Here is a 25,921-nt window from a genome sequence, read left to right as displayed (position 1 = left end):
AAAGGACACTATCTCTTAGTGAAGTACTGGCGATTTTTTGTCGTATTGTTTCATTTGGGCTGGGCTTTACTTCCTTCGCATCCGACACAGTGTCGCAAGGAAGATCAGTCGAATGTCCGCTAAACTTTTCTCCCCCATCACGATCCGAGGCGCCGAGTTCAAGAACCGGATCGCCATGTCGCCGATGTGCATGCACTCGGCCGGCGAAGACGGATGCATCAGCGACTTCCATCTCGTCCATTACGGGGCACGAGCGCTGGGCGGAGCAGGCCTGATATTCCTCGAGACGACCGCCATAATGGACAATGGCCTCATCGGTCCTGGAGATATTGGTATCTGGAATGAGGATCAGGTGCCGGGTCTGTCCCGCATGGTCGAGATCATTCACCGTTTCGACGCCAAGGCAGGATGCCAGCTGGGCCATGCTGGTCGTCAACTCGGCGTTGACGGCCGCGCTGTCGCGGCCTCTGCTATTCCGTTCACGCCCGAGTCGCGCGTTCCCGAGGCGCTGACGACTGAAGGCATCAAGGAAGTCGTCGAAGCCTTCGGCCAGGGCGCTCGCCGCGCCAAGGAAGCCGGGTTCGACGTCATCGAGATCCACACCGCGCATGGTTATCTGCTCAATGGATTCCTGTCGCCGCTTACAAATCACCGCACTGACGAATACGGCGGCAACCATGAAAACCGCTTCCGCATTGTCGGCGAAGTGATCGACGCGGTGCGCTCGCAGTGGGACGGTCCTCTGTTCCTGCGCATCTCGTCCACCGACTATGTCGAAGGCGGCAATACTCCGGACGATTTCGTCATCTATGGAAAATGGATGAAGGAACGCGGCATAGACCTCATCGACTGCTCATCGGGCGGCACGGCGATGATCAAGGTCGAGAGCTACCCCAACTATCAGGTACCCGCCGCAGAGAAGATCCGACGCGAGGTCGGCATCAAGACCGGCGCCGTCGGTCTGATCGAAACGGGTCGGCAGGCCGAGGAAATCCTCCAGAATGGCCGTGCGGATATCGTCCTGATCGGACGCGAGATCCTCAAGGAGCCGTTCTGGGCCCGGGCGGCTGCGGACGACTTGCGCACGCCCCTGCCGGTTCCGCCGCAGTACACACGCTATGGCTCGAACTGGCAGCGCAGTCAGCCGCCCCGACCGGCTGCAGCGCTCACCGAAGCCTGACCGCCCCGGCGCGCCGTCAACGCGATCTTCGTCAGCCGAACCGCCGACGACCTGTCCTCCCAGAAGGAACTTTTCCATGAAAGCTATCGGCTACCTGAAAGCAGGCGACGCCGACGGTCTGTTTGACCTTACCATCGACGCCGCTGCGCCCGGCCCAAGGGATCTTCGGGTTTCCGTCAAGGCGGTGTCCGTCAACCCGGTCGACTGCAAGGTTCGTATGAACACCGGCGCCACGTCCGGCTCGCCCAAGATTCTGGGCTATGACGCGGCCGGCGTTGTGGAGGCCGTCGGATCGGACGTCTCCCTGTTCGAGGTCGGCGACGAAGTCTTCTACAGCGGCGCGATCGATCGACCGGGAACAAACGCGGAGTATCATCTGGTCGATGAACGCCTTGCGGGGCGCAAACCTCGCTCGCTGAGCTTCGCCGAGTCCGCCGCGCTGCCGTTGACCGCCCTCACGGCCTGGGAACTGTTGTTTGATCGTCTGCGGGTGCCATACGGCGTCAAAACGGGTGGCGGCGCGTTGCTCATCATCAACGGCGCGGGGGGCGTGGGCTCCATCCTGATCCAGCTGGCGCGTCGACTGACGGGGCTGGAAGTCATCGCGTCGGCCTCACGCCCCGAGACCATCGCCTGGGTCAAAAAGATGGGAGCCCATCACGTCGTGGATCATCACGCACCCCTCGATGGTGCGGTCAGGGCGCTCGGCCTCGATCATGTCGATTATGTCGCGGGACTCACCGGCACGGACGTGCATCTGGCGGAGATCGCCGAGATCATCGCGCCCCAAGGCCATCTGTCGCTGATCGATGACGTGGCGCTCGACATCGCCATTCTAAAGCCCAAGAGCGTCAGCGTGACCTGGGAAATGGTCTTCACCCGGTCGCTCTTCGAGACGGACGACATGATCGCCCAGCACCAAATCCTCAACGCTGTTTCCGAGCTCATCGACGCCGGCGTGCTGGTCACGACGATGACCGAAGACGCCGGCGCGATCACGGCCGAGAATCTGCGTGCGGCCCACCGCCGGATCGAAAGGGGCGAGGCGATCGGCAAGATTACGCTGTCCGGCTTTGAGTGACGAGGTCTGAGGAGCCGACAGCTCAAGGCGTCGGCGCGTGTCGCGGGCGTTCGGAACGCCGAGTGAAATTTCTCTCCTTCCTTTCGTTGGATCGCTTTCGCGGGCTGACGATGTCGCAGACGCGGCGTCGATCTCGCGACATCCGATTCCGTGGATGGAAGGCAAATCACGGTCGCCGGCGGCCGTGTTGTTCAAGGAGCATAGGATGTTTGAAGGCAAGGCAGCGGTCGTTCGGGAGAAGGCCGGTCCTCTGGTCATCGAGGACGTTAAGTTAGGGGAACCGAGACACGACGAGGTGGTCGTAAGAATCGTTGGGACGGGCGTGTGCCATACAGACATAGTCGTGCGGGATCAGGGATATCCCGTGCCGCTGCCGCTTGTGCTGGGCCATGAAGGCGCCGGTGTCGTAGAAGCGGTCGGCGACGGTGTGAGATCGCTGCAGCCCGGAGACCACGTCGTGCTCGCCTTCGGCCATTGCGGCGTCTGCGGTTCGTGCAAGGCAGGCCGGTCGGGGTATTGCGTCGAATTCTACGACCGCAACTTCAAGGGCGCCCGCCTGGACGGCTCACAGACGATGTGTGACGTCCACGACCATCCGGTGGGAAGCGCCTTCTTTTCGCAGTCGAGCTTCGGCGCCTATGCGGTGGCCACCGAGCGCAATGCGATCAAGATCCGCAAGGACGTCCCGCTCGAACTGATGGGGCCGCTCGGTTGCGGCGTGTCTACCGGCGTGGGCGCAGTGCTCAACGCGCTTAAACCGCATGCAGGGTCCAGCATCGCCATCTTCGGCGCTGGGTCGGTCGGACTGTCCGCCGCGATGGCGGCGGCCGCCACCGGCTGCGCGAAAATCATGATGGTCGATCTCCACGACGACAGGCTTGCCCTCGCTACGGAACTCGGCGCGACCCACGTCATCAACGCCCTCAGGGAAGACGCCGTCGCTCGGATCCGGGAGCTGAGCGAAACGGGCGGCGTGGATTTCTCGCTCGAATGCACGGGCAACGACAAGGTGCTGGTTCAGGCCATCGACGCCCTCCGCATACCGGGTGTCTGTGGTCTTGTCGGCGCACCGGCGGCAGGCGCACGCGTCAACCTGGATATGAACACCTTGCTGTTCGGGCGCACGGTCCGCGGAATCATCGAGGGGGATAGCGTGCCGCAGGTGTTCATTCCTCAGTTGATAGAGCTGTGGCGCCTAGGCAAGTTCCCCTTCGACAGACTGGTCAAATTCTACGACCTCGCCGACATTAACCAGGCCATCGCAGACTCCGAGTCCGGCCTTGTCCTGAAACCGATCGTGCGCCCGACCTGATTTGATCAGGATCGCTTAAACACGCCTTGGCGGCTGAGCGCGCACTCGCCGCCAAGGTTGATCTGGACGAGGCTCGCACCTGTTCGATTGATGATCGGGAAACGCAGGCTCTGACCTTGCGACACGTCGCTGAGCCATCAAGTCGTCAGGCTCGTCATGCCAGGATTCGATCGGTTGTGACGAGAAAGCAGATCGGCGATTGCGCGACGGCGCTCGCCCTCTCAGCCCAACACAGATCAGGCGGCGCTTGCCATATCCGGCGCACCAGGCCCATCGGCAAACCGGCCGGTGTCGGCGGCATTCGTCTCGACATCGTCGGCCAGCGTGGTCAGGCCCCGGCGGCGCAGCCAGCCATGCCCCCAACCGCGAAGCTGAAGCAGGATCGGGCCAATGGTTCGGCCTTCGTCCGTGAGCGAGTATTCCACCTTGGGCGGCACGACCGGGTAGATCGTGCGGTTGATGAAACCGTCCTCTTCCAATTCGCGCAGCTGCTTGGTCAGCAGGCGTGGCGTGGAGCCTGGCAGGCGGCGATGCAGCTCATTGAACCGCGTGGTCCCGTCAGTGAGCAAATGGTAAAGGATGACGCCTTTCCAGCGTCCATTGATGAGGTTCAGCGCCGCCTCCATCGAGCAGGCGGGCAGGATATCGTAATTTCTGCGCTTGGGCATCGAGCCTTCCTACAGTCCGAAAAAGGGCAGTACCCCTCCAACGTAGGGAACGCCCGGATCTCGGCAAGATACTTCTCTTTTGTGTACCTACACCCAGACCGCAGCGTCACAGCCAGTTGGAAGCGTCGGCAGGCGCACTGACGGTCAGCCCGAACCGATCGACCTACCGCAGAGGGAAGCCACCATCCGCCGTCATCATTACGTCAGCCATCAACAGCTGGGCAGTCCTTCGTCAGCGTCCTCGACGCGTGCGATTTCGCCAAGCGGTTCAAGACTTCAAAGGGTCTCACGCCCAACAAAGGCGTCTGCAAGGCTCGGGCTGACGGGCCAGACCGTTTCACAGACGATCCCCTTCATCTCCGGACCGAAACCTAGTGCGCAGCGACTTTGGAGAAGACGTTCATCACTACGACGCCCACAACGATAAAGGTCATGCCGGCAATAGCGGGGGTGTCGAGCTTCTGGCCCTGAAAAAGCCAGGCGATCAGGGAGATGAGGACAATCCCCGCGCCAGCCCAAATTGCATAGGCGATGCCTGTCGGCATCGACTTGAGCGTCAGTGACAGGAAGTAGAAGGCGACGCCGTAGCCGACGATTGTGGCTCCGGCCCACAAAGGACGCGTGAAGCCTTCCGACAATTTCATGGACGAGGTGGCGGCCACTTCGGCGAGGATCGCAATGGTGAGAAGCAGATATTTCATGAAGGAAATCTACCTCTCGCCAACATCGAAGGCAACGGGTTGACTTAAATAAATGATCACTTATAAATATCACCTATGACCGCTTCCGCCCCCAACCGTCGTGGACGTCCCGCCGATCCCGTCGCCCGCGCCGAGCGCCAGGCGCAGATTCTCGACGCCGCGCATGCCTGCTTCCTGCGGCGGGGTTTCCACGCGACGACCACGGCGGAAATCAGCGCCGAGGCGGGCATCAGCATCGCCGGCCTGTACCAGTATTTCGAGAACAAGGAAGCGCTGGTCCTGGCGCTCGTCGAAAAGGATCTGGAGCTGGGCATCGCTCTGATCGATCGCTTGCGCGACGCTGAGGATTTCCTCTTTGTGGTCGAGCAGGTTCTTGGCGCTCTCGCGACGGATCCTATTATCGAATCCATGGCCCGCCTGCGCGTTGAAATCGTGGCTGAAGCGTCCCGATCCCCCGCGGTCGCCGAGATGCTGGTGGCGTCCGACGTTCGCATGACCGCAGCATTGACCCATGTGATCGCGTCCGCTCAAGCCCGCGGCCAGATCGATCCGAATGTCGATCCTGAAGAGGTCGCGCTGGCCGTCAGTTGTCTTTGTGATGGCATCTATGGCCGGCTCTGTCTGCCGAATGCGGCGCGCGGGCCGTTCGTGGCGGCGTCCCTCGCCATGATCAGGCGCACGATCGCGCCAGACTCCGCGCGCTAGTCCCAGCCACCCACTCACCCAAACCGGATCCGACACGCCATGACGTCTCCCGCAAATCGCTCTGCGCAAAACGTAAGCAAGGCCTCACTTATATCTGGGGCGGCTCTCCTGACGTTTACGTCCTTGGTCGCGAGCGCTTCTGTCTTCCTTGTCGGCTGCGCGCCGGACGCGACCTCTCGAATGGATGCGCCGAAGCCCGCTCTGACGGTGCGAGTGAGGGCGGCGGACGGCGAACATTTCGCGGCCGTCGGGACGGTCCGCTCCCTCGGAGTCCATGAAGTGGCGACGGAGACCGGCGGTCGTGTCGTGAGACTTTACGTCAATGTCGGCGATCAAGTCCGTCAGGGTCAGATCCTCGCCGAGCTCGACCCCGAACCGCTCAGGCTGGAAGCGGCTCGCGCCGCCGCCGGAGCCCAAGCCGCCAAGGTCGGTCTGGACGGGGCCCGGCGCGAAGTCCGTCGTCTGGAAGCCTTGGTCGCCGCCGGCGCCGCGCCGCAGCGCGATCTCGACCAGGCCAGAACGGCCGCATCCGAAGCCGAGCAGCAGGACCGCGGGGCGAGCGCCCAGGCCGCCCAGGCGGCGCGCCTCGCCCGCACGGCCGTCATCCGCGCGCCCGCCGACGGCGTGATCGCAACCCGCCATGTCGAACTCTCGGCCGTGCTCGCGGCCGGCGCTCCGATGTTCGCGCTCGAATCCGGAAACCGGCGTGAAATCTTGGCGGCGCTTTCTGGAGATGTTCTCGACACAGCCAAAATCGGCGATGTCGCCGTCTTCCGCTACGGAAACGGGTCCGGATCCGCCCGACTGGTCGGCGTATCGTCACAAGCCGCCGGGGTGGATGCCCGCATGGCGCGGTTTGCGATCCTGGACGGCGCGCCGCCGAGCGGCGCCGCGGTCGAGCTCAGACTGGCGGGCGGCGCAGTCAACGCGGATGCTGTCACGGCGCCCTTGTCCGCGCTTGTCGCTGCGCGGTCCGGCGAACGGCGCGTGCTTCGTCTCGACGATCGCAATCGGTTGTCTGCGGTCCCCGTCACGCTCATCGCCGTGACGCCGGACGGCGCGAGAATCCGCGGTCCGCTCGTTCCTGGCCAGCGGATCGTCGCGGATGGCGCCGAACTGCTCAGGGTCGGCCAGACCGTCCGCCCGATTCCCTTCACCTCCTGACCGGCGCTTCGATCATGTCTCTGACCGCTATCGCGGTGAAACGGTCGCGTTTCACCCTCATCGGCGCACTGGCGCTTCTGGTCGCGGGGATCGGCGCCTTGGTCGGCTTCCCCGCCACTGAAGAACCCACCGTTCCGTTCCGCGCCGCCACTATAGAAGCCTATCTCCCGGGCGCGTCGCCCGAACGGATGGAAAGTCTCATCGCCAAACCGCTCGAGGAGCGGATTCGCACCCTCGCCGATGTCGATACGATCGAAACGGCGGTTCGGCCCGGATCGATCTTCATGACCGTCGCCCTTCACGACGCCACGGAGCCGAGACGGGTGGGGGAGGTCTGGCAACAGCTGCGCGCCAGAGCGAACGAGGCCGCCTCCCAGTTTCCCCAAGGCACGACCGGCCCCATCCTGAATGATTCCTGGGGTCGGGTCTCGGTGATGACCCTGGCCCTGACCGGGCCAGCCTACACGCCGGGTCAGTTGCACGAGTTCGCCCGCGTGGCCCGCCTGCGTCTGCAGAACGTCGAAGGCGTGGAGCAGGTGTCGCTTCACGGAGCGCAGGAGGACCAGATCTACATCGACGTCGACCCTGCCAAACTGGCGAGCGCTGGCGTTTCGATGGAGGCGATCGCCAAGGCGATCGCCGAACGGAACGGGGTCACGCCCGCCGGCGAGATCGACATCTCGGGCCGCACGCTGACCTTGCAGACCAGCGGCGAACTGACCAGCGCCGGCGCCGTCGGCTCCGTTCCCATCGCCCTTCCGCAGCGCGGCTCGTTGCCCCTGTCGGCCCTGGCGACCATCCAACAGCGTCCGCAGGATCCGCCGGTGTCAGCGGTCGTCTTCGACGGCAAGCCCGCGGTGGTTCTGGGTGTTTCGATGCAGCGCGGACTGAACGTGGTCGACCTCGCCTCAAGACTCGAGGCGCGTGCGGAGGAGGTTCAGGCCGAGTTGCCGGTTGGCATGACCTTGTCGGTCGTTACCGATCAGGCCGAAGTGGTCGCGCACGACCTGCTGAAAGTCGGGAAGATCTTCCTCGAGACCGTCGCGATCGTCATGGGGGTGGTTGTGGTGTTTCTGGGTTGGCGCGCCGGCCTGGTGACCGGCGTGATCGTGCCGCTCACAGTCCTCGGCACATTGCTGGCGATGCGCGCCCTCAACATCGAATTGCACCAGGTCTCGATCGCCGCCATCATCATCGCCCTGGGCATCTTCGTCGACAACGGCATCGTCATCGTCGAGGATTACCAGCGGCGCATCGGAGACGGCGAGCCCGCTCTCGAGGCGGCTGTCGCCGCAGGCCGGACGATGACCGCGCCGTTGCTGATATCCTCGCTCGCCATCATCCTGGCCTTTGCGCCCTTGGTCGCGGGCGCCAGCGACACCGCAGAGTATATGCGCAGTCTCGCGGTGGTCCTGGGGATCACCCTGCTCCTCTCGCTCTTCCTGTCGCTGACGATCATCGCCTTGTTGAGCAAGATGTTCGTCGCGGCGCCCGATCCAGACCACGAACACGGCGGCTGGATCGGCAGACTGCGCAAATGGTATGCCGGTCGGGTTCGTCGGATCGTGAAACGTCCCGTGACGATCGTCTCCGCCATGGTCGCGCTTCTGACAGCGGCCATCTTGCTCAACGGGCTGCTGCCGACGGGACTGCTGTCGCCGTCGGCCAGAGCCCAGGTCCAGATCCCGATTGAGCTGGCTCCCGGCACATCGACCCGGACCACGCTGGCCGTCGCTCGGGCGATCTCGGCGAGGCTCAGCGACAAGACCGCTCACCCCGAAGCCGTCAGCAACGTCGTCTATGTCGGCGACGGCGGACCGCGCTTCATCCTGGGGCTGAACCCGCCGACACCAGCCGCAAACCGCGCCTACGCCATCGTCAACCTCGACAAGCACGCCGATATCGATACGGCTGTCGAACGCCTGCGCACGGACCTGGCAGCCCGCTTCCCACAAGCGCGGACCGAGCCCAAACGCTTCTCGCTGGGCGCGTCCGAATCCGGCCAGGCCGTTTTCCGGCTGACCGGCCCGGATCGCCGCGTGCTCGAGGTCGCCGCCGACGCCGTGATGGCGGATCTGCGGGCCGTACCCGGCATTCGAGACGTGCGCGACAACGCTGAAGCCTTGATACCGAGCCTGGTCATCGACATCGACAACGCACGGGCGGAGGCGGCGGGCGTCACGTCCGCCCAGGTCTCGCACGCCCTGCAGGCCGTCTACTCGGGCGCCGCCGTCACCACCTTGCGGCGCGGCGATCTGCTCACGCCGGTCATTCTGAGAGCGCGGCCGGAGATGCGCCTTTCGCCCGAGACGATCGGCATGACGCCCGTCGCCGAGGGAGTGGCGCTGGCCGACATCGCAACCGTGCGTCTAGCCGATCAGAACAGCCTGCTGAACCGGCGCGATCAGCGACCCGCCATCACGATCACCGCGCGTCACCCGGACCTCACCGCCCAGGCGATCACGGACAGGATCGGGCCTGCTCTGGCCAAGCTCGATCTGCCGCCCGGCCACACGCTCGAGTTCGGAGGCGAGATCGAGGAGTCGAAGGAAGCCAACGCAGGTCTGAACCAGTATCTGCCGCTGGCGATCCTCGGCATGGCCGCGCTGTTCCTGTGGCAGTTCGGAAGCGTGCGGAAGACCGTGATCGTTCTGGCGTCCATCCCCTTCGTGATCATCGGCGCCACGCTCGGACTTTTCGTGACCGGCCAGGAAATGAACTTCACCGCAACCTTGGGGCTGCTCGCGCTGGGCGGCATCATCGTCAACAACGCCGTCCTCTTGCTGGAGCGGATCGTCGAAGAGCGCGCCGCAGGTGCGGATCACGCCGAAGCCGTCGCGCGCGCCGCTGAGGTCAGACTGCGTCCGATCGTCATGACCAAACTGACCTGCATCGTCGGACTGGTGCCGCTGTTCGTCTTCGGCGGCGACCTTTGGCGACCGCTCGCCGCCGCCATGATCGGGGGGCTGGCTCTGGGGACTCTCATCACCCTGGTGCTCATTCCCGCCTTGTACGCCCTGTTGTTCGAACGGCTGCCGGCCCTGAAGCGAAACCGGGCCCCCGCCACGGAGACCCCGTCATGAAAGTCCAAATCATCGTTCCCGCGCTCATGATCGTCGCCTTGGCCGGATGCGCCACGGCGCCGCAACGGACCTTTTCAGCCCCGGACTTGGCGGCCTGGACTACGCCGCAGGCGGAAGACGAGGGCGTGGTTGTGCTGGACTGGTGGCGCGCGTTCCAAGACCCGGCTCTGGACCGGCTTGTCGAACGGGCGCTTGTTCGAAACGCCGACCTGCGAGCCGCAAGCGCCAATCTGAAGGCCGCCGACGCCCTGGCCGGAGAAGCGAGGGCTGCGGCGCGTCCTTTGGGCGACGCAAGCGCTCGCCTCGCGCGAACGCGAACGGCGGGCCTGTCACAGCCGCCCATCCCCGGCACGCCCGACCGCCTGCCGACCCAGACGCTGGCTGATGTCGGCGCCGCCCTCTCCTGGGAGATCGATCTGTTCGGAGGGCTCTCAGCCAACATCGAGGCGGCCCGGGCCGACGCGGGGGAGGCGCTCTGGCTCCGTCGTCAGACCGAAGCGGCCGTCGCCGCAGGCGTCGTGCGCGCCTGGCTGGATTATCGGTCTCTGGCCGGGCTGGAAGAGACGGCGCAGCAAAGACTCGCCGCGCTGGAATCCGTGGAGGCGCGACTGCGCGTCGCGGAAGGCCAGGGGGGCGCATCGTCTTTGGATGTGACGGAGGCCGTCGCTGCGGTGGAGGCGGCGCGTGCAGACCTGCCCCGTCTGTCCGCGGAGAAACGCAACGCCGCCCGTCGTTTGGCGGTGCTCACCGGAGACGCGCCGGTCACAGAGGCGCCTTTTACCGGTTCTCTCACGATTCCCCAGACGCTGATCGCTGGAAGCCCGACCGACATGATCCGCCGGCGGCCTGATGTCGCCGCCGCCGAACGCCGCTTCGCCGCCGCCGCCGCCCGGGCCGGGGTGGCCCGCGCCGATCTCTATCCACGGATCAGCCTGTCGGGAAGCGCCGGCCTGACCGCCGAGCCTGATCGCTTGGGAGACCGTGGCGCGTTCGGGTTCGCGTTCGGTCCCACCCTGAGCTGGGGCGTGTTCGATCTGGATCGGATCCGCGCCCGCCTCGTCGCCGCCGACGCCGGCGCGGATGCGGCGATGTCCAGATGGGAAGGGACGGTGCTGACGGCGCTCAAGGAAGCCGACGACGCGCTCGACGCCTGGACCGGCTCTCGCGCCGCGGCGTCCGCCGCACACCGCGCCTTGGTTGCATCAGAGCGTCTGTCCGCCCTTGCCGGGGCGCAGGAACAGGCGGGGCAGATTTCAAGGATCGACCTTTCCCGGTCTCAGGCAGACGCCCTTTCCGCACGCCTCGACACGCTGCAGGCCCAGGCGCAGGAAGCCCAGGCCTGGGCCGCGGCTCAGTTGGCCCTTGGCGCAGGCTGGAGGGACGCAGGTCTGGCGAACTGAAGGCTGATCCTGTGCTTGCAGTTCAAGTTCGGTAGACGGTGGCGGGCTTGTCGGTCAAGGCGCGCCTCGGAACGAGGAAGACGGCGGCAGGCGGCCCTTGAAAAAGAATTGCGACGCTTGGCCCAGCGAAAAGATTTGCCACGTCAAGGCGCGGACGTGTGTCAGCCGTTTGTTAGCAATTGGAGGACACCACAAGTCGAGCACGCCGAGAGTAATCGAGAAGGGAAAAATAGGCCGATTTGAAGATCTTCAGATATCAACCGCAAGAAAATTGCGGGCTCTCCGCAACTTTGTCGCCTATAAAATATAACCTTGCATTGTGCGAAAAATATTTGCAGTATTCTGAGCAATCGGACCGGCTCCCCCCGTTTCCCGGTCCGCCCAAGACAGTGTTGAGGGCGTGATGCAGGCTTTGGAACCGCGCGATCCTTATGGGGCCGCTCTGGGTGCTGTACAACGATTTGCCGCCGCAGGCCGGTTCGTCCCGGGCGAGCCGATCGTGGTGACGGAACTGGCGGCCGAGGTCGGTCTCAGCGCCACGCCCGTGCGGGAAGCCCTGGCGTGCCTGGCCGGCCAGGGCCTGATCGAGCGCCGTCGTGGCCGCGGTTATTTCTATCCCGCTCTCGGTCCCTCCGAGATTATCGATCTGTTCGAGCTCCAGCTCGCCTATCTGAACGCCGCCCTGACCCTCTATCCGCGCGGGCTGACGCCGCTGCGCAAGGCGGCCGTCGCGGTCGATCCGCTCGCCGGGGTGCAGACTCTCTTCGACGCCGTCATCACCCAGTCCTCGAACGCCGCCCTGATCCTGGCGCACCGGCGCGTCGTTGATCGGTTGAAGGCGGTGCTCACGGTTGAGCGCCGCCTCGACGCGAGCGACGGAGCGACGGTCCGGACGATGGTCTCGAAGATCGTCGAGGGACGCATCCCTGACCTTCTGGGCTTGCTCGAGGCCTATCATGAGCGGCGTTGCGCGCGTGTCCCTGCGCTCGTGGCCGAGGCCGGTTGATCTCCGCGCACGTGGTCCGCGTCCGCCTCGACCGGGCCGGTCTGCACGCCACCGACCACCAGCGCGGCCAGGGCGCCGGCCGCGCTGATCCGGCGCTCGTGGTAGCGGTCCAGGGCGAGGGCGAATCTGGGCGAAGCCGCGTCGGCGTAGGCCGCATAAAGCGATGTGGCCTCAACGGCGAGATCGTCAAACAGGACCGCCTCGATCCGCCTGACGAGATCGAGTTGGCTGCTGACCTTCCGGTAAGCCTCCCAGAGCACTTGGTTGCCCGCGCTGCAGATGATGGCGGCGAACAGCCGCTCCACGGCGATGGGCGGCGCGTGCGCCTCGAACGGCGGGGCGGGTGGCCGCAACGATCCGAGCGCCCGGACATTGGCGTCGACGGCGATGCGCACGTAATGCGCCTGCATGACATAGCGATCGCGCGCCGCGGCGGCGTCGAGCCGCAGGGTGACGTATCCGCCCGAGGCGGCGCGCTCGACGAGACCCTCTCCGCTGAGCCGCGCCAGGGCCTCCCGCACCGGCGTGGTGGACAGGCGCAGCCGTGCGGCTTCGTCCTGTACGATCACCGGCGCGCCGCCGGCCAGGGTTCCCGAATGAATCCGTTCACGCAGCGATGTCAGCGCCTGGGTGAACGGGTCGCGGTTACGCGCCATGACCCGATCCCGATCTTCCCGGCGCCCCCGCCGGCTCCTGATCGTCCGTCGCTCTATCGTTCCCCAAAGGGGCGAAATCGTCTGCGAAAATCTTCGTCGGGAAGGCCGCCATGGGATTGCATCGGCCCCGCCGTTTTCTTGCGGGTTGGTCTCGTGGTTCCGAAATCATCCAAAAAAGTCGCACACGCCTGCATTGATCGGACTCACCGAACACAGCACCTTTGGTGGAGAAAGGTCGAACGCCTATGCCGCCCGATCCACCGGAAAAGTTGAGTGATGCACGACTGATCGGCCTGGCTGCGCGGGCGGTGCGCCGCGCGCGGAACATGACGGCCCAGCAGGTGGCGACGGCGATGAACCTGCCGCTTCGAACCTACGAATATTTCGAGGCGGGATCGGGCCGGGTGAACCTCGATTACGTCCACCGCTTCGCCCTGGCGACTAACTGCGATCCCTGGTCCCTGCTGCTCGGACCGTCGCTGGGCTCGACGGAGTTCGCGCGTCAGACGGCCGACAGCAAGCTGATGCTGATCTTCCTCATCGCCTTGGGCGAGTTCGTCGGAGCCATGGGCGATCGCCTCATGACCCTGGATCCGCGGGCGCTCATCGAGGCCTTCACCGCCACCTTCCGCAGGCTCGAGGACGAGAACCGGACGAAAAACGAGGAGACCGAGGCCTGGCTCGACGCAGGCCGCGACCGTCTGGCGGGCAAGCCGCCGGAAGAGGAGGGTTGACCCGCTGCGGTTGAAATACACGACAGATATAGATTGCCGCCCTGCCCTGGCCGGGCGCTCCATGACCTGCCGCATTCCGCGGCGACAAGCGAATGGAGGCTACTATGACCAGCACCGTTCAGATTCGACTGATCGGCCTTGGACCCGTCACCGCCCTCACCCGGGGCGCGATCGTCGGGCCGCCGCTGGAGATCGAAGAGACGCCGTTTGACGGCGTAGCCTGACGGCAGGGACGGGCGCCGCTTGCGGCGCTCGTCTTCCGTCCATATCCGCCCCCACGCGGCGCCGCCGCCCGACCTCCGTCGCGGCGGCTTTCTTGCGACTGAGGCGCTGAGCCGAAGCCCAGGCCGCCACCCCAAATACACGACAGATATAGATTGCGGCCCGAGGCCCGCGAGCGGCTCCATGAAGGGCCGCGATCCTGCGGCGTCACAAACCAGGAGGCTCTCATGACTGGCATCACCCGCATCCGACTGATCGATCTTGGTCCCGTCAGCAGGCTCACGAGAGGCGCGCTCATCGGCCCGCCGCTGGAGCAAGAAGAAATGCCCTACGACGGCGGGGCCTGATGGCCAGGGGGACGATCGTCGTTCCGGCGCTCGTCCCTTGCCGCCACGCGCGTGTCCCGATGCTGAACCCGTCCCTCGATCCGACAGATTCGACCTCCCCCGTTTCGGAAGGCGTCATCGCCCACCTGTCGGAACATCTCCATTTCGCCGTCGTCGATGAGGACGTCATCGTGCTTGACGCGCGGACCGACGCCTATAGCTGCCTGCCGGGCGCGGGAGCCGTCATCCAGGTCGACGGCGCCCGGATCGTCGCGCCCGCAGACGTCATCGCCCAGCTCGGGCAAGCCGGCTTTCTGGGCGATCCAGGCCCGAAGCGGGCCGCAGCCCCGCCCGCGCCGAGACGGTCGCTGAGCCTGCCCGGCTCATCCGCAACCGATGTGTTCGCGGCGGGCCGGTTCTGGTGGGCCTGGTGGCGCGAGGGACGGAATTTCGAGACCCGGTCCCTGGCCGACCTTCTCGCGACCGCCCGTCGGCGGCCCTCGGCCGCGACCGTGTCAGACGCGGAGCTTGCCCGGCTGACCTCGACCTTCGTTCGTCTCTTGCCCTGGGCTCCGGGGCAGGGCGCCTGCCTGTATCGGGCCCATCTTTTGCGCGCCCTCATCCGGGACGCCGGCGGAGAGGTGCAGTGGGTGTTCGGGGTGCGCACCTGGCCGTTCTCGGCGCACTGCTGGCTTCAGGTCGGCGATACGGTGCTTGACGACGAGCCGGACCGGGTCGGGGTCTACACCCCGATCATGGTGGTCTGAGATGGGGCATTTCCTGCATCTCGCCTGGACGGACACGAGCCGCCTCGATCTGGCCGAGACCCTCGTCGCAAGGGCCCAGGCCCATGGCTTCGCCCCGGTCCAGGCCCTGGACCAGGCCTGGGTCGGCGTGCGCGGACCCCGACCGCCGAGGGTCCATCGACCGGCGGGAGATCATCTTCTCGTGCTGGGCGATCTGTTTGATGCGCTCGATGGCGATCGCCGCCCCATTCCCACGCTCGGCGAAGACGCCGATCGCGCCCGCGCGCTGGTCCGGCGATACTGGGGGCGCTACGTCGCCCTGTTCAGAACGCCGCGGGGTCAGGTGAGGCAGATCCTCAGGGATCCGAGCGGGGCCCACGAATGCGTGGCCTGGCGGCGCGAAGGCGTCCAGATCGTCACCTCGGAACTGTCCGACTGGCTTATGGCGCTCGCGGCGCCCCCGATCCAGATCGACTGGGATCGGGTCGGCGGCCTGCTGCGCGATCCGATCAATGCGACCGCCGCCAGTCCGCTCGTGGGCATCCGCGTCGCCGAAGCGGGCGATCTGACCGATCTCAACGCCCGGCGTGTCACACCGGTCTGGCGTCCGGTCGACTTCACCGGCTCTATCACCTCGGACCCCAGAGAAGGCGCGTCGCTTCTGCGTCAACGGATCGACGGCTGCCTCGCGGCGTTCGCCCAGGCCGTCGCCCGGCCCGGCGTGGAGGTGTCCGGCGGCCTGGATTCAGCCATCGTCGCGGGAGCCTTCAGGGCCGCCGGCGCCGGGCCCCGGCTCTGGTTCAACATGTACGGACCGTTCGCGGAGGGCGACGAGCGCCGGTTCGTCCGCACCCTCGGGGATCGCCTGGGGTTCGAGCCGCACTGCGTTCAGAGAGCGGTTCAGCCCATGACGGAGGACGGGTTCCAGATCACCGCCAAGGGACCCAGGCCCGGCGTGAACGGCCGGGACTACGCCTTCGACGCGGCCGTCGCCTCGGCCTGTCGGGAACACGGGGTCGACGGGCTGTTGACCGGAAAAGGCGGAGACGGGGTCTTCTTCCAGATGGGCGTGCCGGAGATCTTCACCGATGTGCTCCGAGAGCGCGGACTTCGCGCCGTGTTCAGCCCCGCGCTGCCGAAGCTGGCGAGGTGGACAAGGCGCTCGACCTGGGCCCTGCTGAAGACCGCCTTGACGACGCCCCGCCGCGCGCCCCTGGACCGGTCGGCCCGGGCCTTGTCGATCTTCAATCCGGACAGCGTCGGGCCGTTTGACGCCGATGAGGCCTTGCACCCCTGGCTCCGCAATCTGGAGACCGTCCCGCCGGCCAAGCGCCTCCAGGTCGAGTCCGTGGCCGCCGGTCTGGCCTACCAGAGCCAGTGCCGACGGACCGAGGCCGCCGATCTGATCCATCCCCTGCTGGCCCAGCCCGTCGTCGAACTGGCTCTGGGACTGTCCGTGCCCATGCTGACCGACGACGGTGAGGCCGACCGGAGACTGGCGCGCGCCGCTTTCGCTGACCGCCTGCCGCCGGAGATCCTTCATCGTCGGTCCAAGGGTGAGATGACCGCCTATTTTGGACGCCAGGCCGCCGCCAGCCTCCCCTTCCTGCGCGCGCATTTGCTCGACGGTCGCCTGGCGTCGCGCGGGATCATCGACCGGGGCAGGACCGAAGCCTTGCTCGACGTCGATCGCCTGCTCTGGAAGGGCAGCGTGCCGGATTTCACGATGGCGGCGGTGACGGAGAGCTGGGTTCGACGCTGGGAGGCGATCGGGGCGGCGGCGTGACGGCCGGCCCCGCCTCACCCGCGCCGAGCGTCCGGTCGAGGAAGATTACGATCTGGGCGTAGAGGTCGCGGATGTTGTCGGGACTCCAGAGGTGATGGCCTTCGCCCCAATAGGTGAGAAGCCGGGCATCCTTGTTCTGTCGCCACAGCGCCGAGAACATGATCTCCGACTGGGTGCTGGGCAGGAGGTCACGGTCTCCATGAACAAGGAGCACGGGCGCGGTGATCCGGTCCGCGGCGAACAGGGGACTGTTACGGACATAGCGGTCGGGCGCGGCCCACGGCGGCGCGCGCATGCGCCCCTGGCTCTCCTCGGCCCAGCCGATGCGCTGGCGCAGCGACAGGCCGAACTCGGGATTGTCACGATTGGAGGGCGAGAATTCGCCCCAGGCGGTTGCGAGATCCGAAAGGCCCGCCACGGAGATGATGGCCTTGAACCGATCCGTCTGGGTCGCCGCGACCAACCCCACATAGCCGCCGAAACTGTGGCCCCAATGGGCGACCCGGCCGGGATCCAGAACCGGGTACTGCGCCAGTGCGGCGTCGACCACCGTCAGGACATCCCTCGCGTAGTCCTCCGCAGGCTCCTTATCCCGGTCGAGGGCGAGGACAGGGATCAGCACCGCATACCCCCCTCCGACGACGAGCTGGGGATTGGCCCAGGCGTTGAGCGCGGCGGGCTCAGCCGGCGGCGCGGCGGGCCCGCCGGGATAGGACAGGACCACGAGAGGGATTTTCTCGCCTCGCCAGCTGCGGGGTCGGTAGAGCCAGCTCGTGCGCTCGCGACCGTCCGGGCCGAGGTGACGCACCGGCTCGGGCGGAGGGAAATCGACCTCCGCCAAGTAGTCGTTGATCGTCGCGAGGGTTCGTGAGGGACGGCCTGGCTGCTCCAGCTGCAAGCGCTGCACCCCGTTCTCGACCGAGCGTGTGATGACGCCCAAGGCTCCCGCGTAGACTCCGAACCGCGCGTCTTCTTCGACGACCTCGACCGCGGGATCGAGGCCGGGCCGCAGGACGGCTCCGGCCGGGGTCCGCGCCGCGAACCAGGATTGGCGGGGCGGCGAGTTCCGTTGGCGCCGCTGCGACTCCAGATAGCCCACGCCATCGAAGCCGCTCAAGGAACCCGGCGGCGCCGTCAAAGAGGCGGCTTCGCCTGATGCGGTCACCGCCCAGGGCCGGCCGCCGGCGAGGAGGAGCAGGCGCTCGCCGTCGATCGCGCCGATCCTGGACGAGGGTGGGGCCAGAGCCGCTGTCAGGTTGACCGGTCCGTTGAGGTCCAGCCGGTGCCAGTCGTCGCGCGCCGCCGTCGACGATCGTCCAAAGAGGATCGGACGGTCCCCGAGCCAGTCCGCATAGACCGCATTGAAGGCGGCGACGCCGCCGCCGGCATAGGGCTGGAGGTCGCCCCGCGCATATCGCTCCGCCGCGCCGGTCGCCGGATCGACGGCGACGAGATCGCCTGCCGCCCAACCGGCCGGACCCCGCGTCCAGACCAGCAGTCGGTTCGAGCGAGGGGACCAGCTGAGGAGGCTCGGCGCGACGTCCGCCTCGCCCAGGGGCGAGGACAGGTCGCCGGTCCTCAGGTCGACAAGGCGCAGACGCCTTTCGCGGTCGATCGCCTGGGGCTCGAAGGGTCCGGCGGGATCGAAGGGGGCGGCGGCGGCGGTCTCGACCAGGGCCAGGCGGTCGCCGTCCGGGGCAAGTTCGAGGTCGTAGAACCGGCCGGCCGCCAAGGTCGTGAACCGGCCGGTCGCCACATCCAGGCGGACCGCCTGGTTTTCGGGCATGTCGGGCATGTCCGCAGCGAAGGCGCCGCTGCCGAGCGTGGTCCGTTGCGCTGGCCCGCCGGCCTCCGTCGCGCGCCAGCGGGTTGGGAGAGCCCTCACACCGCGTCCGCCGCTGTCGAGCCATTGGGGGAGGGACCCGTCAGGTCTGACCAGCAGGACGAGCTCGTCGTCCGAGCGCCACTGCGCCGCCTGGCCGAAGGTCGACAACTCCGGAGACGGGGCGAACCATCGGACGGTCCGCGCCGGCATCTCGACGACGCCGGCCTGCCAGCGGCGGTCGCGCAGCCGGAAGACCAGGAGCCTGTGGCCGGACGGCGACCAGGGGCCGAGGACGAGGCCGTCGCCTTCGCTTGCCGCCAGGAGGCGCTCGGCCGGCCGATCCCCGGTGAGATCGACGATCTCCAGACGACTGACGGTCCAGGGATTGCGAAGGCCGAACGCGAACGATGTCGCAGACTCATAGGCGGGACGATGCTCGAAGATCGCCCATCGCCCCGTGGGGTCGAGGGTCGCATTGCCGAAGGATTCGGCGGCCAGCATGTCGTCGGTCCGATAGGGTCGGCCCCGGGGCTGCGCCGCCGTCGAGGATCCGGCTTCAGCCGCGACCGTCGCGCCGTCCTGCACCAGGGTTCGGGCTGATGTCGGCAGGGCCAGGCCCGCCGACGCTGCGGCGAACGCGGCGGCGAAGGCGATCCGGACAGGCGCACGCCGCCTCGCGGACGCCGTCGGGCGTCCGCTCACAGTCGAGTTTGACATGGCGACCTACCAGCGCTTGATCAGCTGGAAGGCGGCGACGCGGCCCAGCGGCCCGGCCTGACCCGGATCGAAACCGAAGCCCTGCGGCGAGTCGTAGAAGGGCGGGTCCGCATCGAACAGGTTCTGGACCGTCAAGGCGACCTCGACCCCTTCGGCCAGGCCGCGGCCGACGCCAGCCCACCGCAGCTGCACGTCCGTCGTGGTGAAGGCGTCGATCGTCCGACCGGCGAGGTCGCGATAGTCCGAGGCGTGGTTGAGGCCGATCCGGGTCGACCAGTCCCCCCGTGTCCAGGTCGCGGCGGCCTGAGCTCTAAGATCGACGGGGAAGCCGACCACACCCAGGACATCCTCGCGGGCCGCCACGGGCGTCACACGCCGGCTGTAATCCAGCAGATAGGAGGTCGAGACGGAGAGACCAAAGGCGTTGTCGCCCAGGCTGAAGTCGTAGGTCGCCCCGAGATCGAGACCCTCGACGGAGAGTTCGCCCGTGTTCGCCCAGCGGCCGTCCAGGATCACCGAATAGGCTGAGGCCGGGTAGAGGGTCGGCGAGGTGAAGCGCGGATCCGCTAGGAAGGCCTGGACCCGCGCCAGATCGGCGGGGTCGCCCGGCGTCAGACGGGTGACGAAAGGGGCCAGGCTGGGGTCGACGAGGATGCTGGTGATGTTCTCAAGCGCCGGTCGGCCGATCTTGTTCTCGAACCGGATATCGAAATAGCCGGCGCTGAAGCGCAGCCCGGGGCGCGGCGCCCACTCCAGGCCGACGGTCAGGCTTTCGGCCGTCTCCGGCTCCAGATCCGTATTGCCGCCGGACTGCAGGATGGCCACGCGGCTGACGCCCGCGTCGGCGACCGTCAGAGGACCGACCTGCACACGATCGAACACCTCGGTGAGCGCGGGCGCCCGAAACGACGTCCCCCAGCTCGCGCGAACCGTGACCGGCTCGGACGGCTGCCAGATCAGCCCGATCTTGGGGTTGGTCGTCGAGCCGACGTCGTCATAGTGCTCGGCGCGGCCGGCGAGGGTGAGCTCAAGACGCTCGATCCCCGGCAGGGCGTTTGCGGAGCCGACCAGGGGAATTCGCGCTTCGGCGAAGACCGCGCCGATGTCACGCACCTGGGGATCGCCGATGGTGACGATCGGGGCGAGGCCCGAGGCGAAGTTGCGACTGCGCCGGTTGAACGCTTCGCGCCGGAACGCCGCCCCCACCGCGATCCGCAGATCTCCGCCGGGCAGGGTCAGGGGCGATCCGTCCAGCATCAGGTTGGCCGAGCTGATCCGACTCCGATAGCGGGACCAGGTGTAGCCCTGAGAGATGAAGTCGAGCACCGCCTCGCCGTTCGCGGCGCCGGATCCGAAGGGATTGAAGTAGCCGTCCCGCATCGGGCTGTAGGGCGTGGCGGGATTGTCGGCGGTGTTTCCGAGCGCCTCGGACAGGAAGGTGCTGTTCAGCTGATTGTTCGTGCCGCCCTCGCTCAGCTCTTCGGCGAAGGCGCCGTAGGCTTCCAGCGTCCAGTCTCGGGGCAGGGCGATCTCGATCCCGGCGGTGCCGCCCAGGCTTCGCGAGACGCCATAGCTTTCCGTCGGGCCGAGGTCGCCGATGAAGTTGTAGGCGATCAGGTGAGAGGCGGCCCCCGTCGGCGAAACGAAGAAGGGGTTGGCGCTGCCGACGGTGAGGATGCTGACGGGGGCGAGGTTCGCATACTCATAGGCCCGGCGACTGAAGCGCGCGTCGGCCGAGACCTCCACATGAGACCCAAGCGTCTGTCGGACGCTGGCGTAGGCGCTGTGTCGCTCCTGCAGGGGGAGGATATCGACGCCTGCCCGCCGGTTGCCGAGATTGGCGCCGCCGGCCTCGAAGTCGGCCGGGCTTCGCGCTGTTCCGTCCGGCCCGGGCCGGATCGCATAGGAGCTGCGATAGGCGCCGCGGGCCGCATCGAAGACCACGATACTGCCGGGCGGTCCGTAGAAGCTGCGCCGGTCTGTCCCACCCCAGGGCGTGAGATCGCCTGTCGCGGCGTAGTCCCGGTCAGCAGAGTTCAGGGGAGACTGATGCTGATACTCATAGGACAGGAGCGCGGACCCGCCCTGCCACCGCGTCCCCACGAGATGGGACGCCAGAAGGTCTTCGCCTCCGCCCTGGGCCGCCGAGGCCCGCAGTCGCGTCTCCTGCCCCTCGTAGGTCCGCCGCAGGATGACGTTGACCACGCCGGCGACGGCGTCGGATCCATAGAGGGCCGAGGCGCCGTCGAGCAGGACGTCGACGCGCTCGACCGCACCGCCGGGGAGCGCGGAAACGTCGGCGAACTCACCCTTCATCCCCGTACCGGCGAGACGCCGCCCGTTGACCAGCACCAGCGTCGCGTCGGCTCCCAACCCCCTCAGATTGACGCCCGTCGCCGTCGCCGTGTTGCTGCCGAGGGAGTCGGCGCCGAGCAGCAGGCTGTTGGGCGTGGCGTTGCCGGAATAGGACTGCGGCAGTCGGACGAGCGCATCGGCGACCGTGGCGTCCCCGCGTCGGTCGAGCTCCCCGCGCGAGATGACCGTGACTGGAGACGGGGACTCGCCCGGCCCCCGCAACAGCGTGCCGGTCACGATCACCTCGTCGATCTCGGTCGCCTCCCCAAGGTCCGCCTGGGCGTTCGACGATCGGCGCAGCACGATCACGCCGGGACGACTGCGCGACCAGCGGATGCCGGTGCCCGCCAGCAGCCGCCGCAGCGCGGCCTCGGGCGGGTGACGTCCCACGACGCCCTGCGTGCGCAGGCCAGCGACGAGATCGGCCGTGTAGAGCAGCTGAACATTGGCCTGCCGGGCGTAGGCGACGAGGGCGGCGTCCAGCGCCCCGCCGGCGATCTCGAAATCGCGGGCCGCACCGGCCGGATCGGCCTGGATCTGGGGTTGCGGGGGTTGAGCCGTCTGGGCGCACGCGTCCGGCGCGAAGGCTGTGGCGGCCATTGGCAGGAGCGCGACGCCGGCGAGCAGGCTGCGGGTGTGGATAGTCATGAGCAAGGTCCCCTCCGACGCAAGCGCGCGTCGAACAGGAGACGCAGGGTCGCCGGCTCATCTGAGTGGGAGGCCGAAATTTTTATCCGCCGACGGAGCGCGCCGTCAGTCTGACGCGGCCGTCGGCCTCCGCTTGGGCCGTCAGGTCGAACAGGTCCGCCACGGCCGCCACGAACGCCTCGCGGTCGCCGGTGGCGAAGACGCCGTTGACCGGGACCGCGGAGATGCGCCGGTCCGCCAGTACGATCTTGTCCGGCAGATAGCGGTTGACCTCGGCGATCGCCTCGCCGAGCGGCGTGTCCCGGAAGACCAGACGCCCCTCGGACCAGCTGGTCTCGACGGTGGGATCCACCGTGACGGGCGCGGCGTCTGGACGGACCGTCCGCACCTGCTGACCGGGAGCCAGGCGCCACTGGCCCGCTTCGGTTCGTGCGTCGGTGACCGCGACCACGCCCTGAACCAGGGTGACCTGGGCTCCGACGGCCTCGCGCCGCACGTCGAACACCGTCCCAAGGGCGGTGACCTCCGTGCCGCCCGCCTCGACCCGGAAGGGCCGCGTGGCGTCGTGGGCGACGGTGAACAGGGCCTGGCCCTGTTCGAGCACGATCCGGCGTTCCCCGGCGGCGAACCGCACGCGCAGCCGTGTGTCAGTATCCAGCTGTACGCGGGTGCCGTCATCCAGGGCGACGGTCCGCCGGCCCCCGACCTCGGTCTCGTAGACGCCGCGGGTGGGCAGCCAGAAGAGAAGGGCGACGGCCATCGCCGCGACGGAGACGAGCGCCAGTGCAGCAGGGACCAGGCGTCGTGAGCCCGCGCGACGCGCCTGGGGCTTCGAGGCCCGGAGCGTGGCCTGGGTCAGGGCCTGGATGTCGGGGTCCGATGACAGGGATCCGGTGGTTCGCCACAGCGCCTCGACCTTGCGATAGGCCTCGGCGTTGCCCGCGGTTTCGCGCCAGATCTTGAACGCATGGAGCGTCTCGGCCGACACGGGGCGCTCCCCGAGGCGGACGTGCCATTCGGCGGCTTCACGGTCCGCAGCGCCGGCGGCGCTTTGCGGGTCGCTCATGGCGTTCCCCATCGGCTACAGCCGCAACTGGGCGGCGCAGTGTTCGAGGGCCTTGCGCATCCGCCACTGGACCGTGGTGACGGGGAGGTTCAGACGCTCGCCTATCTCCTGATACTCCAGATGGGCGAAACGGCTCAAGACAAAGACCTCCTGCAGGTTGGGCGGCATCGACAGGACGATCTGTTTGAGGAGGACCGCATCGATCTGGGCGGCCGGATCCGCCCCCGAATCCGCGCCGACCCGGTCGCTCGACTCCAGGGGACGCGGCCCTCGGCGGCGGGCCCGGTCGATGACGAGATTGTCGACGATCCTGAGCAGTAGCGCCTTGGGGTGTTCGATCCGCCCGTCGCGACTGTAGGGCGCCGCGCGCAGCCAGGCTTCCTGGGCGAGATCCTCGGTCTCGTCCCCGAAGCGCTTGCGCAGCCGTCCCTTCAGCCAGCCGGAATAGGCGCGATAGAGGTCATGGAGGCCGGCGTCGGCCGCCTTGTCTCCCACACCTCCAGTTCGATCCGACACGGGCTCGCCTCCAGATGATGAGGCGAGCCCGGCCGAAGCACCGGGTGTTGAGACCATGCTTGAGGCATGCGCCGACGCCTTTAGCCCCCAAGTGCTTGTCCCGGAGGCCTGGACATACGCGCCGGCCACGCCGCTGCCGCGGAGCGAAGATTTCAAATGATCGTCTCAAGCGAGGTTCTCACGCCTCGACGCCGCCCGAGAGCGACGCACCGAAAGTCTGAATCAAGGGCGCGGGGTTTGCAAGCGGGGTGAACGAACGGCCTTGTCCCCGTCACCGACGTTGCGGAGCCCTGCCCACGGGTCGATCCATGGACGTGCAACCTGACCTTCGCCGGCAGCAGGACCGGGACAGGGATGGCTTCGTGAGGGCAGCTCACAACCATATAATATGGCTGCGACTTTCGAGGCCTTATTAGAGGTTCGAGGCGAGGCGTCACCGCGCTGTGCAGGCGACGACCGAGCCCGCCAAAAGGGCGACGCGCCGTACGGCTAGAAGCCCATCTCTGCCGGAGAAACGTCAGGATGACGATTTATGAGGGCCTGCGCTGCCGCGACGGAGTCGCTCGTTATGCCGCGCTGGTTCAGAAGATAGTCGAGGCACTGAAGGATGGCCTTGAGCTTGTTGACCGGAGCGGTCGGCACTGCGGCGCTGCGCAGGCGCTGGGGCTGCTTCTGGAAGGTTCGATTGAACAGCCGGTCGTGGTGCGCGCAGATGTTGCGCAGGTCCACGAGGCATTCGAGCCAGTTGGTGAAAAGTTCATGGGTCGGCACGCCAAAGGACGCCGCGATGGTCGTCTTTACGGGGTTTGAGAGCAGCTTGAAGAATTTGACCGAGGCCCCAAAGGTCAGAAACTCCTTCATCATCCAGAAGGGCGGCAGGACGGGGTCGCCGTATTTGCGCATGTAGTTGTGCGCCCGCCCATCCTTGGATTTGGCGTAGACGGTCGACAACTGGTTGAGAGCATTCATGCGGGCGGCGGCGCTGATGAACGCGCCTTCCGCCTTGTGGGGATGGCTGCCGTAGGCCTGGCTCAGGGCCTCGGACATGCTGTTTCGGAAGGCGATCTCGAAGTCGCCGCAGACATCGAAACAGATCGACCGCAACAGCCGGTCGAACGCATAGAGGTTGAGGATCTGAGCGTAGGTTGTTCCAGCCCGAAACGGCTTGTTGGGCAGGTGAACCTGGCGTCTGGCGATGAAATAGATCCGCAGCCGCTCGTAGCCGATGCGGTCGATCTTGCGCGCCGCCACATTGGGACGGGTCACGACAAGGCCGCGGGCGCGCAAATGCCTTACCCAGTCATTGGGGGTCGCGTGCGGCTTGGTGTAAGGAGGTAGCGCCATCTCAAAACGAGAAGGACCGCCCTTTTGCACTCCTCCCGAAGGCGGATCGTGTGGCGGCCCGTGACCCCTTCTAAATAACCGACCGGCGGTTAAGTTCAAGTGAAAAGCGCCGAGGCTCAGCGCCATGCCAGCAGGAAACTGCGGCACAGCTTATTGCGTCGTTTGTCGGGGTCGGCAACCGGAGCGGGACTCAGAGAATAGGTTTCTGGAGGCCCTAACGCGCCAGCAGAGTCGCGACAGCGGCGCCTGTTCCTGTCGCCAAAGTCACGACTGCCGTGGCGATCATCCACCCGATCACGCGACGCTGTGAAGATCGGCTCGCGGTTTCCTTCACCTGTTCCAGCCAGAGGACCGCCCGCCGATCCAACGGCGCCTTGAACTCTCCGTTGACGAGCGCCTTGCGAACATAGGCTTCGCCCACACGATCAAAGAAGGCGAAGGAGTCCGACGGATTATGGGACACCGGGATCTCTCCCTATGCCCTTTGTCAGAACGACGTTGTCGGTGGTCGCTTCGTTGCGGACTGCGGTTTCGAGAAGGTCGTTCACGAGCTGATTGCGATTGCGGCCGTAGAACGCCGCGATCCGATCAATCTCGGCCACAAGCTCCAACCCCAGACGAAATGAGACCACCCGCGTTTTCATGCGCGCAGTGTAATCGCAATGGAGTTTACGAAACCT

At 66.7% G+C, this 25,921-nt stretch carries 20 protein-coding genes; 11 read left to right on the top strand and 9 right to left on the bottom strand.

Features of this window, described 5'->3' with window-relative positions:
• The first annotated feature begins 112 nt into the window (after nt 1-112).
• The 3 genes from namA to HF680_RS11600 all read left to right on the top strand — a co-directional run bounded on the left by namA (nt 113) and on the right by HF680_RS11600 (nt 3,573).
• Nucleotides 113-1,180 carry an NADPH dehydrogenase NamA gene (gene namA / locus HF680_RS11610; RefSeq protein ID WP_185225175.1) on the top strand — a complete coding sequence of 356 codons (1,068 nt, stop codon included), beginning with the start codon at nt 113-115 and terminating at the stop codon, nt 1,178-1,180.
• Nucleotides 1,181-1,256: 76 nt separating this feature from the next.
• Nucleotides 1,257-2,261, top strand: a complete 1,005-nt coding sequence (locus tag HF680_RS11605; RefSeq protein ID WP_185225174.1) for a zinc-binding alcohol dehydrogenase family protein — start codon at nt 1,257-1,259, stop codon at nt 2,259-2,261.
• 205 nt (nt 2,262-2,466) lie between these two features.
• Nucleotides 2,467-3,573, top strand: a complete 1,107-nt coding sequence (locus HF680_RS11600) for an NAD(P)-dependent alcohol dehydrogenase (protein ID WP_185225173.1) — start codon at nt 2,467-2,469, stop codon at nt 3,571-3,573.
• Nucleotides 3,574-3,809: 236 nt separating this feature from the next.
• Here HF680_RS11600 and HF680_RS11595 read toward each other — a convergent pair whose 3' ends face one another.
• Both HF680_RS11595 and HF680_RS11590 read right to left on the bottom strand, forming a co-directional pair.
• Nucleotides 3,810-4,241, bottom strand: coding sequence for a winged helix-turn-helix transcriptional regulator (locus HF680_RS11595; RefSeq protein WP_185225172.1), 432 nt, complete (start codon nt 4,239-4,241; stop codon nt 3,810-3,812).
• 371 nt (nt 4,242-4,612) lie between these two features.
• Nucleotides 4,613-4,942, bottom strand: a complete 330-nt coding sequence (locus tag HF680_RS11590; RefSeq protein WP_185225171.1) for an SMR family transporter — start codon at nt 4,940-4,942, stop codon at nt 4,613-4,615.
• Nucleotides 4,943-5,017: 75 nt separating this feature from the next.
• Between HF680_RS11590 and HF680_RS11585 the strand changes: the two genes are divergently transcribed.
• The 5 genes from HF680_RS11585 to HF680_RS11565 all read left to right on the top strand — a co-directional run bounded on the left by HF680_RS11585 (nt 5,018) and on the right by HF680_RS11565 (nt 12,300).
• Nucleotides 5,018-5,647: a TetR/AcrR family transcriptional regulator gene (locus HF680_RS11585; RefSeq protein WP_185225170.1), complete on the top strand. Its 630-nt coding sequence runs from the start codon at nt 5,018-5,020 to the stop codon at nt 5,645-5,647.
• 39 nt (nt 5,648-5,686) lie between these two features.
• Nucleotides 5,687-6,811 carry an efflux RND transporter periplasmic adaptor subunit gene (locus HF680_RS11580; RefSeq protein ID WP_317134058.1) on the top strand — a complete coding sequence of 375 codons (1,125 nt, stop codon included), beginning with the start codon at nt 5,687-5,689 and terminating at the stop codon, nt 6,809-6,811.
• Between the two features lie 14 nt (nt 6,812-6,825).
• Nucleotides 6,826-9,894 (top strand): efflux RND transporter permease subunit, encoded by a 3,069-nt coding sequence (locus tag HF680_RS11575; protein ID WP_185225168.1) that lies wholly within the window; start codon nt 6,826-6,828, stop codon nt 9,892-9,894.
• Complete coding sequence (locus HF680_RS11570) at nt 9,891-11,294, top strand: efflux transporter outer membrane subunit (RefSeq protein WP_185225167.1); 1,404 nt, start codon at nt 9,891-9,893, stop codon at nt 11,292-11,294. The genes HF680_RS11575 and HF680_RS11570 overlap by 4 nt, the downstream gene beginning before the upstream one ends.
• Nucleotides 11,295-11,706: 412 nt before the next feature.
• A complete protein-coding gene (locus tag HF680_RS11565) occupies nt 11,707-12,300 on the top strand; it encodes a GntR family transcriptional regulator (protein WP_185225166.1) in 594 nt (197 codons plus the stop codon).
• Here the strand turns inward: HF680_RS11565 and HF680_RS11560 are convergent.
• Nucleotides 12,249-12,956, bottom strand: a complete 708-nt coding sequence (locus HF680_RS11560) for a GntR family transcriptional regulator (RefSeq protein ID WP_185225165.1) — start codon at nt 12,954-12,956, stop codon at nt 12,249-12,251. The genes HF680_RS11565 and HF680_RS11560 overlap by 52 nt on opposite strands.
• Nucleotides 12,957-13,201: 245 nt before the next feature.
• Here HF680_RS11560 and HF680_RS11555 point away from each other — a divergent pair, with 245 nt between their 5' ends.
• The 3 genes from HF680_RS11555 to HF680_RS11545 all read left to right on the top strand — a co-directional run bounded on the left by HF680_RS11555 (nt 13,202) and on the right by HF680_RS11545 (nt 16,770).
• Entirely contained in the window at nt 13,202-13,690 is a 489-nt protein-coding gene (locus HF680_RS11555; RefSeq protein ID WP_185225164.1) for an XRE family transcriptional regulator, read from the top strand.
• 628 nt (nt 13,691-14,318) lie between these two features.
• A complete protein-coding gene (locus HF680_RS11550) occupies nt 14,319-15,005 on the top strand; it encodes a lasso peptide biosynthesis B2 protein (RefSeq protein WP_185225163.1) in 687 nt (228 codons plus the stop codon).
• A gap of 1 nt (nt 15,006) precedes the next feature.
• Nucleotides 15,007-16,770, top strand: a complete 1,764-nt coding sequence (locus tag HF680_RS11545; RefSeq protein ID WP_185225162.1) for an asparagine synthase-related protein — start codon at nt 15,007-15,009, stop codon at nt 16,768-16,770.
• Here the strand turns inward: HF680_RS11545 and HF680_RS11540 are convergent.
• From HF680_RS11540 to HF680_RS11515, 6 genes are all read right to left on the bottom strand, one after another.
• Entirely contained in the window at nt 16,706-19,312 is a 2,607-nt protein-coding gene (locus tag HF680_RS11540; protein ID WP_205196230.1) for a S9 family peptidase, read from the bottom strand. The genes HF680_RS11545 and HF680_RS11540 overlap by 65 nt on opposite strands.
• 6 nt (nt 19,313-19,318) lie before the next feature.
• Nucleotides 19,319-22,315 carry a TonB-dependent receptor gene (locus HF680_RS11535; protein WP_185225160.1) on the bottom strand — a complete coding sequence of 999 codons (2,997 nt, stop codon included), beginning with the start codon at nt 22,313-22,315 and terminating at the stop codon, nt 19,319-19,321.
• Nucleotides 22,316-22,397: 82 nt separating this feature from the next.
• Entirely contained in the window at nt 22,398-23,381 is a 984-nt protein-coding gene (locus tag HF680_RS11530) for a FecR family protein (RefSeq protein ID WP_185225159.1), read from the bottom strand.
• Between the two features lie 15 nt (nt 23,382-23,396).
• The gene (locus HF680_RS11525; RefSeq protein ID WP_292088098.1) at nt 23,397-23,897 is read right to left on the bottom strand and encodes an RNA polymerase sigma factor; all 501 of its coding nucleotides are present in this window, start codon (nt 23,895-23,897) and stop codon (nt 23,397-23,399) included.
• 489 nt (nt 23,898-24,386) lie between these two features.
• Nucleotides 24,387-25,271, bottom strand: coding sequence for an Abi family protein (locus tag HF680_RS11520; RefSeq protein WP_292088097.1), 885 nt, complete (start codon nt 25,269-25,271; stop codon nt 24,387-24,389).
• Between the two features lie 184 nt (nt 25,272-25,455).
• Complete coding sequence (locus HF680_RS11515) at nt 25,456-25,704, bottom strand: hypothetical protein (RefSeq protein ID WP_185225158.1); 249 nt, start codon at nt 25,702-25,704, stop codon at nt 25,456-25,458.
• Nucleotides 25,705-25,921: the final 217 nt, after the last annotated feature.

Source organism: Brevundimonas huaxiensis, from assembly GCF_014218725.1.
GTDB lineage: Bacteria > Pseudomonadota > Alphaproteobacteria > Caulobacterales > Caulobacteraceae > Brevundimonas > Brevundimonas huaxiensis.
The sequence above is the reverse complement of the archived record's forward strand: the minus strand, read 5'-3'. Positions and strand labels throughout refer to the sequence as shown.

What these genes read in the sequence shown, in the direction of transcription:
- HF680_RS11535 (WP_185225160.1), bottom strand. Translation starts at nt 22,315, where the DNA reads ATGACTATCCACACCCGCAGCCTGCTCGCCGGCGTCGCGCTCCTGCCA.
- HF680_RS11580 (WP_317134058.1), top strand. Translation starts at nt 5,687, where the DNA reads ATGACGTCTCCCGCAAATCGCTCTGCGCAAAACGTAAGCAAGGCCTCA.
- HF680_RS11595 (WP_185225172.1), bottom strand. Translation starts at nt 4,241, where the DNA reads ATGCCCAAGCGCAGAAATTACGATATCCTGCCCGCCTGCTCGATGGAG.
- HF680_RS11585 (WP_185225170.1), top strand. Translation starts at nt 5,018, where the DNA reads ATGACCGCTTCCGCCCCCAACCGTCGTGGACGTCCCGCCGATCCCGTC.
- HF680_RS11555 (WP_185225164.1), top strand. Translation starts at nt 13,202, where the DNA reads ATGCCGCCCGATCCACCGGAAAAGTTGAGTGATGCACGACTGATCGGC.
- HF680_RS11530 (WP_185225159.1), bottom strand. Translation starts at nt 23,381, where the DNA reads ATGAGCGACCCGCAAAGCGCCGCCGGCGCTGCGGACCGTGAAGCCGCC.
- HF680_RS11550 (WP_185225163.1), top strand. Translation starts at nt 14,319, where the DNA reads ATGCTGAACCCGTCCCTCGATCCGACAGATTCGACCTCCCCCGTTTCG.
- HF680_RS11600 (WP_185225173.1), top strand. Translation starts at nt 2,467, where the DNA reads ATGTTTGAAGGCAAGGCAGCGGTCGTTCGGGAGAAGGCCGGTCCTCTG.
- HF680_RS11575 (WP_185225168.1), top strand. Translation starts at nt 6,826, where the DNA reads ATGTCTCTGACCGCTATCGCGGTGAAACGGTCGCGTTTCACCCTCATC.
- HF680_RS11570 (WP_185225167.1), top strand. Translation starts at nt 9,891, where the DNA reads ATGAAAGTCCAAATCATCGTTCCCGCGCTCATGATCGTCGCCTTGGCC.
- HF680_RS11560 (WP_185225165.1), bottom strand. Translation starts at nt 12,956, where the DNA reads ATGGCGCGTAACCGCGACCCGTTCACCCAGGCGCTGACATCGCTGCGT.
- HF680_RS11540 (WP_205196230.1), bottom strand. Translation starts at nt 19,312, where the DNA reads ATGTCAAACTCGACTGTGAGCGGACGCCCGACGGCGTCCGCGAGGCGG.
- HF680_RS11545 (WP_185225162.1), top strand. Translation starts at nt 15,007, where the DNA reads ATGGGGCATTTCCTGCATCTCGCCTGGACGGACACGAGCCGCCTCGAT.
- HF680_RS11590 (WP_185225171.1), bottom strand. Translation starts at nt 4,942, where the DNA reads ATGAAATATCTGCTTCTCACCATTGCGATCCTCGCCGAAGTGGCCGCC.
- namA (WP_185225175.1), top strand. Translation starts at nt 113, where the DNA reads ATGTCCGCTAAACTTTTCTCCCCCATCACGATCCGAGGCGCCGAGTTC.
- HF680_RS11605 (WP_185225174.1), top strand. Translation starts at nt 1,257, where the DNA reads ATGAAAGCTATCGGCTACCTGAAAGCAGGCGACGCCGACGGTCTGTTT.